We start from the raw sequence: 14721 nt of genomic DNA, 5'->3' as shown, positions 1-14721 counted from the left end.
GATAAAGGGGTTAACAGGTTACGAGCGGTTCGGGTCTGCATCACAGGACACCCTTTAGTGCTTTGCCATCCCTCCGCACTCACCGGCAGGGCATCAAACCCCGGCAGGGGGATGGCAAAACAGAAAAGCTCCAGCCAACCCGTTGGCCAGGCTGGAGAAAATGCACAGTACAAGAAGCCGGTTGAACAACCGGCTCAAAGACACATTACTACTTACAAGGAATACCAAAGTACCGAAGCAAGGCTTACGCCTCGATGGGCGCGCGCCAGTCGTCCGCACCGGAAGTACCGGCAACGGTGTGCTCCCAGTCAATCTTGCGGTAAGCCATGGAGACCTGGATAAGCTGGGTGAAGTCAGACTTCGCCGGGTCCTGGCAGTGCGGCATCTGGCAGTCGATGTCAACGATGGTGGCATCGGTCAGCACGGTAGAGAAGAAGTGCTCCTGCTTGCCTTCAACGGAGGTGCGGTACCACTTCAGGGTCACTTTCGGCAGCATTTCACCGGAAGCCAGAGAGTTGTACATCAACGGTACGGCTTTGTTCAGCGCAACGGTGAACTTGAACGGCTTGTGGACACGCTGACCAGCAGGCTGACCGGATTGCGGGTCGGTCGGGACGGTGACGACGTGCTGGAACTCTTGTACCAGCATCTCGTCTTCGTGACCTTGTACGAAGATGTTGCCGACGGAATCGGAGGTGAAGGCACCGGCGGTGATATTGCCCTGGGTTTTACCTTCGATGCTGATATAACATGGAGTTGGCATGTGTATGCTCCTAAATAGGTTGGTTAAACGAGATAGCACTCGACCAACCTTTAGCAGCGACCATGCCATTTTTTTATTCCTTATTTATCAAACAATTACCATCCACCAGTTCTTATTCAATGCACAAGCACGCAATAAATTGCCTAGAGCAGTGCATTTAATCGTGATTGCTTGCCCAATCAGTATAAATAACCAGTCAACGAGCAAGAAGTTGCTCCAAATAATCATTTCCTCTTTGCAGGGCAAGCTTTCAATTCCTTGCCGGTGCTAATTTTCCACTGGCTAAGCATTCTCGGACAGAACAACTAACTTGCAAGTCATCGCTCGCCTCGAAACTGTTTGTCGGTTGTCACTCTGTTAGACTGCACAATTTTCTGTTGCTCATTCATCTTGCAAAGGAGTGTTGGATGTCCGGATGTACTTGGTGGGATAGATCCACCGGTTTTGCACTGCTGACCATTGTGCTGTGGGCCTCGCTGGCGGCGCTGACGTCACGGGTCACCAGCGTGTCACCACTGGTGCTGGTCGGGCTGGTGCTGTTTTTCTGCGGGGGCGGGGCTTTGCCGTTTTGGCGCCAATGGCGCGCTCGTCCTATTACCTGGCTGGTGACGGTTACGGCATTGCTGCTCTACCATCTGCTGCTCTTTATGAGCTTTCGCCATGCCCCGGTGCTGGAGGCAAACCTCATCAACTACCTCTGGCCGCTCTGCATCATTCTGTTCACCCCGCTGTTGTTGCCCGGTCATCCACTCCATGCCTGTCACCTGCTGGCTGGCGCCTTTGGTCTGGCGGGTTCCATGCTGGTGATGGTCAATGGCGAGCTGCAACTGCAGCAGGTCTATCTGCCGAGATACCTGTTGGCACTCGGTGCAGCTGTCGTCTGGGGGGCCTATTCGGTGCTATCACGCCGTCTGCCGCCAGCCCCCGCCGTCGTCACTGCGGCAGCCTGCCTGCCCGCAGGTTTGCTGGCGCTGCTGCTTGCCCGTCTGCTGGAGGGGCCCCTGCCACTCGCGCAGATCCCCACCAGTGACTGGTGTCTCATCATCGGGCTGGCGCTGGGCCCGATGGGGGCGGCCTTTGTGACCTGGTATCTGGCACTGCGAGACGGCGATCCACGCCGGATCGGTGCCCTTGCCTACCTGACACCGCTGCTGAGTACTTTGCTGTTAGTGGCATTGAACGGAGAAGAGCTGACCTCTCGCCATCTGCTGGCCGGGGCACTTATTATGGGAGGCGCCCTGCTCGGTATGCTGGGCCAACACAACAGCGCTCAAGCATCCCCAGCCAGTTAAGTCGGTAAAATAGGGCCACCTGACCATGCTGTCATAAAAACGCCATCATCCCTGTTTAGGCTCGGGCCACGCTCCCCCATGGTCTGTGCTGACAGGAATTACCCCGTGAAAATCGCCCATTACGCCACCCTCTCCTCCCTTATTTTGTTACTGGTCGCGGGAGGACAGGCGCTGGCCCTCTACCACGGCTGGCAACAGCTTGCCCATACCAATCAGGCCCAGCATCAGCACGAGACGCTGCAGCAACTGGTGACGGTGACCCTGCAAAACAGCCTGCGTGACTACCTCAACAGCGGCGATCCACAGCAACTGACCGCTGCGGAGAAGATCCGCCAGCAAGCGCTCTCCTCGCTGGCCGCTCAGGATGATGCCGTGGCGGCCCCGCTCAGGCAGCAACTCGAACAGATGGCGCAGCGCATCGCGCACGACTATCAGGCAGCAGGCAAGCTCTCGGGCAACAGCCAGTTGCTGCTACAAAATGCCGAGAGTGAGCTGGGCAGCCAGGCCATGGCGCTGATCCGCTATGGGGAGCAAGGCGCCAGCACGGAACAATCTGCCGCAGCAGAGCAATATCGCAGCGGCGCAGCCGAGATCCTGGCGGGCCTGCCGCGCCTCGCCCATTTGCGCCAAAGCTATATGGAACAGGGCAATGAGAAGCTGCTCGAAGGGATCCGCTTCGAGCTGGAGGCACTGCAAAAACAGGCCCAAGCGCTGCAAGCCTTGCCGCTGCTCGGCCTGTATGAAGAGGCGCCCGCCGATGAGTTCACGCTGGGGGAGCCGGTACGCAAGGAGCTGGGAGAGCAACCGCGCAGCGAATTACGCTCGCTGCTGGGCCGCTATCCGCAGGAGCTGGCCAACAGCCGCACGGCGCTACAACAGCAACAGGCTGGCCGCCAGACCGTGCAGCAAGACATCATGGCGATGTTGCAAGCGACCAGACAGATGGGGGAACAACTTGCCCGCGAACGGCAAGCCGTCAACCAGGAGCTGGCCACCATCCTCGGCACGCTAGCGCTCTGTCTGGTGATAGTCGCCCTGCTGTTTGCGCTGGTGCAACGACGTTGGCTGCTCACCCCCTTGTTGCGACTGCGCGGAGCTTTTATGCAACTCGATCAGACGGGGCAGGCCGAGCCGTTGCCTACCGGGCGCGATCGCAACGAGCTGGCCGATATTGTTGCCAGCTACAATCGGCTGATCGGTCGTCTGCAACTGGATCAGCAACAGAAAGAGGGGCAGCTGTCGGCGGTATCCCTCAGTCTGCAAGGGATGGTCAGCCAGGTTGACGAGATCCACCACAGCACCCGCACCACCGAACAGGTGGTCGATGAGAGCGGCCAGATGATGGATGAGCTGAACCAGCTGGCCGGAGAGGTCCATCAGGTCGCCGCCGACATCGCCCAGCATGCCCACCATAACGAACAGGCGATGAGCCAGAGCGAAGATCTGGTGGGGAGCATGCTGCACGCCACTCATCAGACCGGACTGGCGATTGACGAGAGCGATGAGGCGCTGCAAGCCCTCACCCGCTCGGTTGCCGATGTGACGGCCATTGTCGATGTAATCGGTCATATCGCTCAGCAGACCAACTTGCTGGCCCTCAACGCCGCCATCGAAGCGGCCCGTGCAGGGGAACAGGGACGCGGCTTTGCGGTGGTCGCCGATGAAGTACGCCACCTCTCGGCCAATACCCAGCAATCCCTCAACCAGATCACCGATATTCTGGGGCGCCTGACCCAATCCGGCGAACAACTTGGCACTGTACTGAACCGGATCACCAGCGAATCAAGCCGCCAGCGGGCGCAGGCGGAACAACTGCGCCAGACTACCCAGGCAGTGCGGGAGATCGCCCGCAACACCGCAGTGATCGCCCTGCAGGGCGCCGACAACGCCAAAAGTCAGGAACACAAGCTGGCCAGTTTTGCCGATCTGATCGCCCGTATCCATCAGCATGCCCGTCAGGTGAGTCAGCTCTCGGTGCAGGTCTCCTCCCATATCCACCATCAGGCGCAGCAGATCCCCCGCATCCTCGGCCAGCAAGGCTGACCCCTATTCGCCCCGCATCCCCACCAGATCACTTTCCCTACGACCAGAGGGAAAGTTTTTTTGTGGCACAAAATTATCTGTTATCGGCAGGTTAACTGACACCTCTTCCGCCGTACCGGATGAAAACCCGCACTGGCGCTGGCCGCAGCCTCAAGAAAACGCTCTCATCACCGTGATACCTGCCATGAGGCTGTTTACGACCTTGCCCATGATTATTTGCACTCGGTCATACTTTTGAAACGTTGAGGGAACTTTTCATTGATATTTCGCACCGCGAACGTACTCTTGGGGTTGTCCGATAGCCAAGAATCGGAACATAAAAAAACAACATGTGATGATCAGGACTGCCAACTACAGATGTGCCAAGACATCCGGGTTTGCAGGTAGCCAAGACAAGATTTTTTGCCCTTCGGGGTTTTGATTGCAATGCCAATACCGAGCGGTAGGCCCGATGCCAACTGCCGGAAAAAAAGCTAAGTCCATAAAATCAGGAGCAATAAAAATGGAAAAAGTGATCTTCAAGCGCGCCGCTTTGAGTGCCGCTGTGGTAGCCGCTCTGGTCGCCCCCGGTATGGCGTTGGCTGCTCAGGATATGATGAGCCCGGAATACGGCCAGTCCTATGAAACCTTCGTGAAAGACTCCAAACTGACCGGTGGTCTGTTCTACTTCCAGCGTGATCGCGCCCGTGTTGACTCAGGTGTAGTACCTGCAGATAACACCGGAAAATATCGCTCAAACCTGAGCCATGCGACCGCTCAATTAGCTCTTAACTTCAACTCGGGTTATGCATGGGACGTGGTTGGCTTGGACTTGGGCGGATACACTGCCTATGACTTAGCCATTGATGAAAGTAACCCGGTCAACGCCGAGAATGAATTCTCTTTCTGGGGACGAGCTTGGGGAACCAGCAACACCGAATCAGAAAATGGCGCAAGCCTGACCAACGCAGCCCTTAAGTTGAAGTTGGTTGAAGGTCTTACTGCAAAAGCTGGCTATACCCAATTGTATGTTCCTGGCCAGATTGGCGTTAACTGGTCCTACCAACCAGGTACTTATCGTGGTGGACAAGTTGAAGGTAACGTAGGTGGTCTCTATTTGACCTACGCTATCGCAGATGAATACAAAGCTCCCTGGTTCAAAGAAACCCAAGGCTTTTATAAAAGTAAAGCGTGGGGCGGAGCTTGGGGTAATACCTTCGATAAAGAAAACGAGATCGACTACATCCATGCCGTCGCCGCTCGTTACACCTTTGAAAATGGCGCAGCCATTACTGGCTCTTTCGGCCAATCAGCCGATTATATGGATAGCTACCACTTCAAACTGGCTCACAAGTTTGACGTACTGGGCGGCCTGTCAACCAGCTACCAATTCTATGGCTCCGAAACAGAAACGTACAAAAACGCCTCTGGTCGTGATGTAGAAACTTATGATGGCTTGGCATGGCAACAAGCACTGACAGCTGCGTGGAACTATGCGCAGTACGGTTTCCGTCTGGAAGGTATGTGGACCAAAGCTGAGGGTGTTGAAGGCAACTACCTGCCCCGTCTGACCCGTGGTTACGGCAACTCCCAGGGCGCCAACGAAATTTGGTGGGACTCCCGCTCTGACTGGAACGCCAACAACGAAAAAGCGCTGTTCTTCGGTGTAACACGTTCTCTGGATGACCTGGTTGGTGCTCCTGGCTGGTCTGTAGGCGTATCCGGTGCTTACGGCTGGGATATGGAGAAAGGTGATGGAACTAAAGTTGCTGAAGGCGATACCGAGTGGGCAGCCAACTTCGATGTCAGCTATACCGTGCAGGATGGCAAGCTGAAAGGCACCCTGTTCAAACTGCACTACACCGACTACAACAATGACCTGCCATCAACTTGGAAGGGCTGGACTGACTATCCGAACGTGTTTACCTCCGAGCGTGACGTCAAGTTCCACATCATCATGCCGTTTACCATCATGTAATCAGGCAATACGATGTCAGCAAACCGGGCCACTTGGCCCGGTTTTCTTTTTACCGGTTGGCAAGCTAACATGCGAACCGGATAAGGGTTTTATCCACTCACCCGCCCGCACGCTTTTGTCAGCAGTCACAAGGACGTCATCATGCCCCGTTTTGTTCTGATCACCGGTTGTTCCAGCGGCATTGGCCTCGCCGCCGCACAGGCGCTCGGGCAGCACGGTTTTACCGTGATCGCCTCGGCGCGCAAGGCGGAAGATGTGGCCCGTCTGCAGCAACAGGGATTGCTGGCGGTACAGCTGGATCTGGCGGACCCTACTTCCATCGAGCTGGGTGCCAGTGCGGCGCTCCATCTGGCGGGCGGGCGCCTCTATGGCCTGTTCAACAACGGCGCTTATGGCCAACCCGGGGCGCTGGAAGATCTGCCCACCGAGGCGCTCAGGGAACAATTCAATACCAACCTGTTTGGCTGGCACCATCTGATCCGTCAGGTGCTGCCGCCGATGCTGGAAGCCAAAGAGGGTCGGATAGTGCAGAACAGCTCGGTACTGGGGCTGGTTGCCATGAAGTATCGCGGCGCCTATAACGCCAGCAAATTTGCACTGGAAGGTTATAGCGACACTCTGCGCCTCGAACTGGCGGGTAGCGGGGTACATATCAGCCTGATTGAACCGGGCCCCATCGATACCCGTTTTCGTGCCAATGCCCGCAGCGCCTTCTTGCGCCACATCGACCCGGCCCAGAGCCGTCATCAGTCGGCCTACCGCCAGACCCTGACGCGGCTGGAAAAAGAGGGGGCCACCAGCGGCTTTACCCTCTCCAGCGAAGCCTGCATCCCGCCGCTGCTCCATGCGCTGACCCACGCCCATCCCAAGGCACGCTATCCAGTGACTACTCCGACCCGGCTGTTTGCCTTCTTGCGACGGGTATTGCCCACTCGCTGGCTCGATATACTGCTGGCCAAATCGGCCTGATCCCGTGATGGGCGACAAGCATCCTGCCGCCCAAGTGGCGTTAGCCGGGTAGCGGCGTCACCTGTCCCGCCAACCTGGTTTGCCCCCCTCTTCAATAGTGCTCGCCATTGCTGTAGTAGGCGCTCTTAACCAAGGGAATCACCTGCACCACAACATAGGTCTGCTCCCCCAGCACCCGTTTCAAATGGCGCGTGATAAGGCGCGCGGCTTCGTCCTGCATCTCTTGTGGCCGCTCGAACCAGTGCAGCTCGACAAATGGAAAACCCGCCTCGGGCTCGCCGTTGCGTATCCAGCAGCTATCAATCCGCTCCATGGTGACAAACTCCGGCTTGCCGCCGGTCAGCTCGCAAAGCTCGGCCAGCAGCGGGCCGCTCACCTGTTGCAGGGTCTCGAGCGTCACGGCGCGAAAACGAAGATGGGGCATGGCAAACCTCTTGGTTATCTGAAATGAGGACTTATCATAGGAGTTATTGTCAGCAAGAGAAGTCACCCGGCGCATATTAAGGATCCCCATGAGATTTCATCGCACCCTCTTTGCCTTCCTGCTCTGCCTGCTGCTACCGCTGCACGCTTTTGCCGATCCCGCGTTCTATCGGGTGAGCAAGGGCAACCAGCAACACTGGCTTCTGGGCTCCATCCATGCGGGCAAGCCTGCCCTCTATCCGCTGCCCGAGCCGGTGGAGCGGGCCTGGCTGCAGAGTCGCGCACTGGTGATGGAGGTGGACATGAACAGCATCACGCCGGATCAGTGGCAACAGACCGCCTCCCTCACCCGACTGGTGGATGGCAAACCGCTCAAGGATCATCTGCCTGCCGAACTCTATCAACGCACCCTGATGGCGGGTGCCCACTATGGCATCGACGAGGCTACCCTCGCCACCCTGCGCCCCTGGTTTGCCGCCATTACCCTGACCCAGGCCGCCATGGCCCGCTCCGACTTCAAAAGTGAACTCGGGATAGACCAGCACTTCGCTACCCGGGCCGCCAAAGAGGGCAAACCGGTAGTGGGTTTTGAAACCCTGCTGGAGCAGCTCGGTTATCTGGCCAGCGTGGGTGACAACCAGACCCTGATGCTCGCCAGCACCCTGGATGAGCTACCGATGCTGGAGAGTGGTTTCGCCGCCGTGATGAAGGCGTGGCAGCAGGGAGATGAGGCGACGCTGATCAATCTGCTCAAGGAGGAGATGGCCCCGCCCGCGCTACAAAGCTGGATGGAGCAGACCCTGCTGGCCGAGCGCAACTACAACTGGCTGAAGAAATGGTCCACCCTGCTCAACGAGAGCTTTATCGTGGTAGGCGCCCTGCACCTTTACGGCGAGCAGGGGTTGCTGGCGTTGCTGGAGCAGCAAGGGTGGCGCATTACCCCGCTCACCACACCGAGCCCTGTGCAGGCTCTGTCACAAGGAGTCCAGTGAGAACGATCACAGATCGCGCTGGTTATTAAACAACCTGCAAGGGAGTTGATCGGGATCATCCCGGACGGGGCAAAGAGGTATTTATCATGCCTGTCATCAACCGGGTGACAGGAGCAATAAAATGGACTTTTGGCTGGACCTGATGTTTGGCAACAGCGTGGGATTGATGTCGATGCTGGTGATTATCGGCACCTTCTTGCTCATCAGCTCTTACGCGGCCTACTTCATCTACAAGGTGATGCACTCGCAACCGCCTCATTCACAGCAACCCCATTCTCAACAGCCCAAAGAGGGAAAATAATCCTCTGACCACAGGCGGCAGTTCACACTGACCGCCTGTGCTGTTTTATGGTTCGCGACTGTGCTTCCCGGGCCAGGCTGCACCAGCGTCCATGCTGGGCACCCCTTATCCCCTCCCCCTTTCCCCGTTTTCTGTGCCGGTTACGACCGTTATAATGGCCCCCACTTTTTCTTATGGGGAGCCTGCCGTGTCTCATAACGACGAACTCTCGCTATTTATGAATGAAGTGGCCGACGTGCGGCCCATTCGCAGCGACAACATCCATCCCCATGCGGCCAAATCCGCCCCCACCGAGGCGCAGCTCGCTCGCCGTCAGGCTGCCACCGCCGAACAACTCGCCCTCGACCACCTCACCATGGAGGCCATCGAGATGCGCGATCCGCACGAAATCGTCGGCTTCAAACGCGATGGGGTGCAGGAGGGGGTCTACAAGAAGCTGCGGCTCGGCAAATACGAGCTGCAGGCAAGTCTGGACTTGCACCAGAAAACCCTCAATGAGGCGCGCCAGACGCTAGTGCAGTTCATTGCAGATTGTGAAGTCCGGGATATCCGCTGCCTGCTGATCCTGCACGGCAAGGGGGAGCGCAGCACCCCGCGCGCCCTGCTGAAAAGCTATGTGAGCGCCTGGTTGCCGCAACTGCCCGCCGTCATGGCGATCCACAGCGCCGAGCGTCGCCACGGCGGCAGCGGTGCTCTATACGTGCTGCTGCGCAAAAGCGAACGCAAAAAAGCGGAAAATCGCGAACGGCACCAGAAGCGGCTCGGCTAATCCGCGTTTCGCCCCCACGCCTTTGGCCCGCCTGCGTGAAGGTGGTCAACTATACAGCGGCGGTGTTAGCATCGAACGGCCCCGAGCATGCCAGGTACGGGGCGGCATACCATCAGGGACGATAACAAGGACAATCCCATGTCATATCAAAAGCTTGAACAACATCAGCAACAGATCCACCGCTTTAGCCACCTCGCCGCCATCTGCGGCTGGGATCAGGCGGCCATGATGCCGGAAGGGGGCAACGATGCCCGCGCCGAAGCGATGGCCGAACTCGGTCTGCTAATCCACCAGAAGCGTACCGCTCCCGAGCTGGGTGACTGGATTGCCAGGGCCGAGAGCGAGCCGCTGGATGAGGTGCAACGGGCCAACCTCGGCGAGATCAAGCGCCAGTGGCAAGATGCCAGCCTGCTGCCCGGTGAGCTGGTCGAAGCGCTGTCGCTCGCTGGCAGCAAGTGCGAGCACGCCTGGCGCAGCCAGCGCAAGAACAACGACTGGGCCGGCTTTGCTCCCAATCTCGAGGAGGTGGTAAAACTCTCCCGTGAAGTGGCGCAACTGCGGGCCGATGCCCTTGGCGTGCGCCCCTACGACGCCATGCTGGCGCTCTATGAGCCGGGCATGACCAGCGCACGGCTCGATCAGATCTTCGGCGATCTCGCCAGCTGGCTGCCGGCTCTTATCCAGACCGTGAGTGAACAGCAGAAGGGCGATGCCCTGCTGCTGCCGCAAGGCCCCTTCCCCATCCCCACCCAGCAAGCGCTCGGTCAGGAGGTGATGGGACTGCTCGGCTTTGATTTCGCCCACGGCCGCCTCGATGTGAGCAGTCACCCCTTCTGTGGCGGCGTGCCAACCGACGTGCGGATCACCACCCGCTATAACGAGCAGGAGTTTGTCTCCAGCCTGATGGGCATAGTGCACGAGACCGGTCACGCCCGTTACGAGCAGGGGCTGCCGCGCCATCTGCTGGGTCAGCCGGTGGCCGAAGCGCGCTCCATGGCGATCCACGAGAGTCAGAGCCTGTTTTGCGAGATGCAGCTGGGGCATCATCCGGCCTTCCTCGCGCTGCTGGCACCACGCATTCGTCACCACTTCGGCGAACAGGCGGCGTTTGCGCCGGACAATCTGGCCAAGCTCTACAGCCGGGTCGAGCCGGGCTTTATCCGGGTCGATGCGGACGAGGTGACTTATCCGGCCCACGTTATCCTGCGCTACGAGCTGGAGCGCGATCTGGTGGAAGGGAAGATCGAGGTGGCCGATATCCCCGAGCTGTGGGACACCAAGATGCAGCAGTGGCTGGGGCTCTCCACCAAGGGCAACTACCGCAATGGCTGCATGCAGGATATTCACTGGACCGACGGCTCGTTCGGCTACTTCCCGAGCTACACCCTGGGCGCCATGTATGCCGCCCAGCTGCGCTTTGCCCTCGAGAAAGAGCTGGGCAGCATGGGTGAGGTGATCGCGGCGGGCTGCCTGCCGGAGATCTTCGGCTGGCTCGGACACAACATCTGGTCACAGGGGAGCCTGCACAGCACCGACGAGCTGGTGCGCCGTGCCACCGGTGAAGCGCTCAACCCGCACTGGCTGCGCCAGCATCTGGAACAGCGTTACCTGAAGTAATGAGCACAGTAAGCTAACAACAGAACGGGGCCCTTTTTAGTTGACCACTACAGGGCCCCGCTTTTATGGCGGTGCATGGCACAGCACACCGTCACAGCAATGCTGCACAAAGAAAGGATTCAGAGAGGATCAGGGGAACCCAGCAACTCGCGCAGTTGCAGGATATTGCCCTCCGGGTCGAAGGCGTTGCGCACCACAAAGCCGGGCCCCGTCCACTGCTGTGGCAGCAAACCGCCGCCGAGATCCGCCGCCTTCGCTTCTGCCCAGGCGAGGCTGGAGACGGTGAAGAACAGCTTGATGGCCCCCTCTTCCCGCAGTGCTGGCGGCCGCTTGATAACGACTTGCTCGGCATAAGGCTCGGGAATGGCGTGGATCAGCAGCTGGATATCGCTGTTTTCCAGCACCACCAACTGCTCATCCTGACTGCAGACCACCATCTGCAGCAATGTACGGTAAAAGTGGGTCAGCAGGCCCGGATCCTTGGCATAGATCAGGGCACCGGCGCGAGCGGGGCCTGGCATGGAGCACTCCTCAACAGTGAACGGCTGGGTGGACAGATCTCCACCTTCTCACAGTTGCGCGCCCCGTTCGATCCTTTTTAGCGGCTCACCAGCCTCATTGCACAAAGTGCCACTGCCGCAGTGCCAGCGTCGGAGGCGGCCCCTGATCTTCGCCCATATCCGCCATGCCCAGCGCCTCGTCATAGTGCACCCCGCCCGCACCGCTCTCGGTCAGGTGCTTGGCACGCACCGCCCCGTACAGACCGCCACTTCCGCTGATCTGCATCTCGGTCAGCGGGGCATAGAGGGCGGCATAGAGCGGGGTATTGCCCGACAGCTTGATCCCATCCTTGCCGCTATAGGCGGAATAGATGGAGATAGCAGGCGTACCGCCAGCGGTCAGCCCCTGCTTGGCTGCCGTCACCTCAGCACCGGCCCCGAGATCGACCTTGCCGCTGACGATCAGGGTCAGGCTGCTCCCCTCGCTCACCGTCAACTTGTTGCTGCCAGTCATGGTGAAATCCTTGTCGATCAGCAGCACCACATCCCCCTTGATGGTGAGGCTGGCATCGGCCCCCATATTGAGGCTGTCGAGCTGATAAATGGTCTGCTCCTTGCCAAACAGCTCCCCCTTGCCGGATAGCGGCAGCCCGGGCTTGTGCTGGTTGCTGCTGGTAACCGAGCCAGTGGCAGGATCCGTGGTCAGCACCATCTGCTGGGTGGCGCCCAGCGTCAACGGGCCATTCAGCGGCAGATTGGCCAGCTTGGGAGAGTTCGGCAGCGCGGTCACATTGAGCGGGTCACACACCTGCCCGGCCACCGGTGGCAACCTAGGATCGTTGCGGTACTCGGGATCCAGATACTTCTTGTTCTCCTGATCTTTAAAAAAACCAGCACCACCATAACTGAGTTTGCCGCTGTCGATGCTGGTACCCCAGTCCATGGAAACATTGCCATTGACCGCCACCTGACCACCGATGCGCCCCCCTTTCAGGGTCAAACTACCGCCACCTTTCACATTGCCGGAGACCCGGACAATCTTGTCCGAAGAGGGGGAGATAATGACGTCACTCCCGGCATTCACGTTGCCTGAGATGGGAGAAGATCCGTTGAGGGTCACGGTACCTGTTGCCCGCACATCGCCCCAAATTGGCGAATTGCCGTCGAGCACCACATTGGCCTTGTCGCTGACAGTCGCCACCTTGGCATTCTGGTTAATGTTGGTGCCGCCATATTTGCCCTTGCGCGAGTCGTAGCTGTCGATAAAACCACTACCGGAGAGGCTGAGCCCTTCGCATGCCACCACCGAATCCTGAAAGATGAGATTGCCGGGCTCGCGCTTGAGGGTAAACAGGGCGTTGAGGCTGGCATTGCCCTCCAGATAGCGGCCATGGCTCTGCAACGCCAGCTTGCTGCCTGTGGAGGCATCCAGCTGATCGATGCTGAAGCGGCTGCCCACCATGGCCCCTTCGCCCTTGTTTGGCACCTTCTGCACCAGTTGAGCCCACTCTATCCGTGGTTCAGCGCCAAGGGCCTGATGCAGGGCTCGATAACTCTCGTTCATCCCCTGCTCGGCACTGAGCTGCGCATTGATCTTCTTGTGAAAATTGCCGCTCAGGCGAGTCTGCAACTGGTTCTCCTGAATGCTGGTAAACACCAGCAGACTCGACAGCAGGCTCACCACCAGCACAACCAGCAGTACGGCTCCTCGCTGCCCCTGCAATCCCTTGTTCATCCCGCTCCCCCTACTGTGGCGTTGGCACCGGATGTGGCCAACGCTGCTGCCCAGACCGCTTTGCGACGGGCCACCTGCACCTCTACTCCCGGTGCCAGATAGCTCGGCAGCCCTTCGGGCAAGATGCGGATATTGACCAACGCACCCTGCTGGCCGAATTCAAGATCCTGAAGATGGGCCAGCAACAGGCGCGGGCCATCTCCGTCATCGCAACTGAGTACCGGCGGCGTGAAGCGGTACTGCTCGGTAAAATCGGCGGTTTTCTGGTTGCCAAGGCAGGAGAGCACCTGATTGCCCCCCTCTACCTTGAAGGCCAGCGTCAGGCGATCAGGGGTCACGGCTATCAGCTGATCCGCCTGCTTGATGCTGTTGGTAAAGGTGAGAGTGGCAAAGCGCAGCACTTCGTTCGCCTGCTCCAGCGCCTTGCTCTGTTCGACCGTACTCTTGATCGGGGCGTAACCGGCAAAAATCGCCAGCATCAGCATCAGACCGAGCACCATGGAGATCATCAGCTCGACGAGACTGACGCCTCGTTGCCGTGAGGGGACGCTCAGCATAAAGGCGGAAATCCTGCGTTCAGCTCCACTCGCTTGGCGCCGGAGACCCGCTCATCCTGCCACTCGATAGCGACCACAAAGTTGTCGCTATAACGGTTCGGCAGCACCAGTCGGTGGCCCTCGTGCAGGGTGAAGCGGGCAAGAAAATCGGCCTGGGTGAACCGCTCGGGCTTGCGCTGCACTTCACACAGCGAACTCCAGATCTGCTCCACGCTGTTGCTCGCCTCGATCGTAGCCAGCGTGCTCTGCAAGCTGTAATGCGCCTGCTGCAACGAGACCACCTGCCCCTTGGCGAGACCGAGAAACACCATCACCGCCAACACCATGGAGACCATGATCTCCACCAGATTGAAGCCCTGCTGGCGGGCAAGTGCGGCGTGTTTCATGAGCAGCTCCCTTGCAGCAGCTGGCCGCTCGGGGCCACGCAGAGGACCCGCTGCTCACCGAGGCGATTGGCCAGAATGATCTCGGCGTGGCTGCTGCTGCCGGTTGGCGCGATCTGGATGGGGTCAAACGGCTTGATCACCACGCCGCCACCGGGAGCCGATGCCTGACGCAACCGCTGACTGTCGGCCATCACCTCCCAGCCACCGTTCTCGGTGCCCTGCAGCACCACCGGCAGGGTCAGCTTGACCGCTTCGCTGCGGGCAAAGCGATAGGCAGACGCGAGTTCGGTCGCACTGCGATCGAGCCGTTCGGCCGCGAGGCGCTGACTCATGGAGGGCAACCCGACCAATAGCAAGATGGCGGCGATGCCGACCGTGATCATCAACTCAATCAGGGTAAATCCGCGCACATTCATT

Annotated in this window: 15 protein-coding genes; 8 read left to right on the top strand and 7 right to left on the bottom strand. The window is 59.0% G+C overall.

All coding sequences use genetic code 11. The annotated features are described in order from the left end of the window. Positions 1-244: 244 nt before the first annotated feature. Positions 245-763: a type VI secretion system effector Hcp1 gene (gene hcp1, locus I6L34_RS15975; protein ID WP_005332563.1), complete on the bottom strand. Its 519-nt coding sequence runs from the start codon at positions 761-763 to the stop codon at positions 245-247. Positions 764-1170: 407 nt separating this feature from the next. Here hcp1 and I6L34_RS15970 point away from each other — a divergent pair, with 407 nt between their 5' ends. The 4 genes from I6L34_RS15970 (at position 1171) to I6L34_RS15955 (ending at position 7024) form a co-directional block, all read left to right on the top strand. Beyond that, entirely contained in the window at positions 1171-2055 is an 885-nt protein-coding gene (locus tag I6L34_RS15970; protein ID WP_216954970.1) for a DMT family transporter, read from the top strand. A 105-nt stretch (positions 2056-2160) separates the two neighbouring features. Then, a complete protein-coding gene (locus tag I6L34_RS15965; protein WP_058059411.1) occupies positions 2161-4098 on the top strand; it encodes a methyl-accepting chemotaxis protein in 1938 nt (645 codons plus the stop codon). A gap of 502 nt (positions 4099-4600) precedes the next feature. Further along, positions 4601-6055, top strand: coding sequence for an OprD family outer membrane porin (locus I6L34_RS15960; RefSeq protein WP_058057322.1), 1455 nt, complete (start codon positions 4601-4603; stop codon positions 6053-6055). 141 nt (positions 6056-6196) lie between these two features. Beyond that, a complete protein-coding gene (locus I6L34_RS15955; protein WP_042060149.1) occupies positions 6197-7024 on the top strand; it encodes an SDR family oxidoreductase in 828 nt (275 codons plus the stop codon). Between the two features lie 91 nt (positions 7025-7115). Here I6L34_RS15955 and I6L34_RS15950 read toward each other — a convergent pair whose 3' ends face one another. Beyond that, positions 7116-7448 carry a DUF1904 family protein gene (locus tag I6L34_RS15950; RefSeq protein ID WP_042060150.1) on the bottom strand — a complete coding sequence of 111 codons (333 nt, stop codon included), beginning with the start codon at positions 7446-7448 and terminating at the stop codon, positions 7116-7118. 88 nt (positions 7449-7536) lie between these two features. Here I6L34_RS15950 and I6L34_RS15945 point away from each other — a divergent pair, with 88 nt between their 5' ends. The 4 genes from I6L34_RS15945 (at position 7537) to I6L34_RS15930 (ending at position 11126) form a co-directional block, all read left to right on the top strand. Next, the gene (locus tag I6L34_RS15945) at positions 7537-8439 is read left to right on the top strand and encodes a TraB/GumN family protein (RefSeq protein WP_058057321.1); all 903 of its coding nucleotides are present in this window, start codon (positions 7537-7539) and stop codon (positions 8437-8439) included. A gap of 121 nt (positions 8440-8560) precedes the next feature. Next, entirely contained in the window at positions 8561-8740 is a 180-nt protein-coding gene (locus I6L34_RS15940) for a DUF3149 domain-containing protein (protein ID WP_005338733.1), read from the top strand. 187 nt (positions 8741-8927) lie between these two features. Then, positions 8928-9509, top strand: coding sequence for a DNA endonuclease SmrA (gene smrA / locus I6L34_RS15935; protein WP_005338734.1), 582 nt, complete (start codon positions 8928-8930; stop codon positions 9507-9509). A gap of 138 nt (positions 9510-9647) precedes the next feature. Beyond that, positions 9648-11126 (top strand): carboxypeptidase M32, encoded by a 1479-nt coding sequence (locus I6L34_RS15930; RefSeq protein WP_058057320.1) that lies wholly within the window; start codon positions 9648-9650, stop codon positions 11124-11126. A 119-nt stretch (positions 11127-11245) separates the two neighbouring features. On the opposite strand, the gene I6L34_RS15925 is transcribed toward I6L34_RS15930, so the two are convergent. From I6L34_RS15925 to I6L34_RS15905, 5 genes are all read right to left on the bottom strand, one after another. Next, a complete protein-coding gene (locus tag I6L34_RS15925; protein ID WP_058057319.1) occupies positions 11246-11647 on the bottom strand; it encodes a VOC family protein in 402 nt (133 codons plus the stop codon). Positions 11648-11741: 94 nt separating this feature from the next. After that, positions 11742-13361, bottom strand: a complete 1620-nt coding sequence (locus I6L34_RS15920) for a hypothetical protein (protein WP_216954969.1) — start codon at positions 13359-13361, stop codon at positions 11742-11744. Then, the gene (locus I6L34_RS15915; RefSeq protein ID WP_042054204.1) at positions 13358-13918 is read right to left on the bottom strand and encodes a PilW family protein; all 561 of its coding nucleotides are present in this window, start codon (positions 13916-13918) and stop codon (positions 13358-13360) included. Before I6L34_RS15915 ends, I6L34_RS15920 begins: the two co-directional genes overlap by 4 nt. Continuing rightward, complete coding sequence (locus I6L34_RS15910; RefSeq protein WP_075115427.1) at positions 13912-14304, bottom strand: prepilin-type N-terminal cleavage/methylation domain-containing protein; 393 nt, start codon at positions 14302-14304, stop codon at positions 13912-13914. Before I6L34_RS15910 ends, I6L34_RS15915 begins: the two co-directional genes overlap by 7 nt. After that, positions 14301-14720: a GspH/FimT family pseudopilin gene (locus I6L34_RS15905; RefSeq protein ID WP_005349592.1), complete on the bottom strand. Its 420-nt coding sequence runs from the start codon at positions 14718-14720 to the stop codon at positions 14301-14303. Before I6L34_RS15905 ends, I6L34_RS15910 begins: the two co-directional genes overlap by 4 nt. Position 14721: the final 1 nt, after the last annotated feature.

The organism is Aeromonas sp. FDAARGOS 1404, assembly GCF_019047085.1.
In the GTDB taxonomy this organism is placed as follows: domain Bacteria; phylum Pseudomonadota; class Gammaproteobacteria; order Enterobacterales; family Aeromonadaceae; genus Aeromonas; species Aeromonas veronii.
The sequence above is the reverse complement of the archived record's forward strand: the minus strand, read 5'-3'. Positions and strand labels throughout refer to the sequence as shown.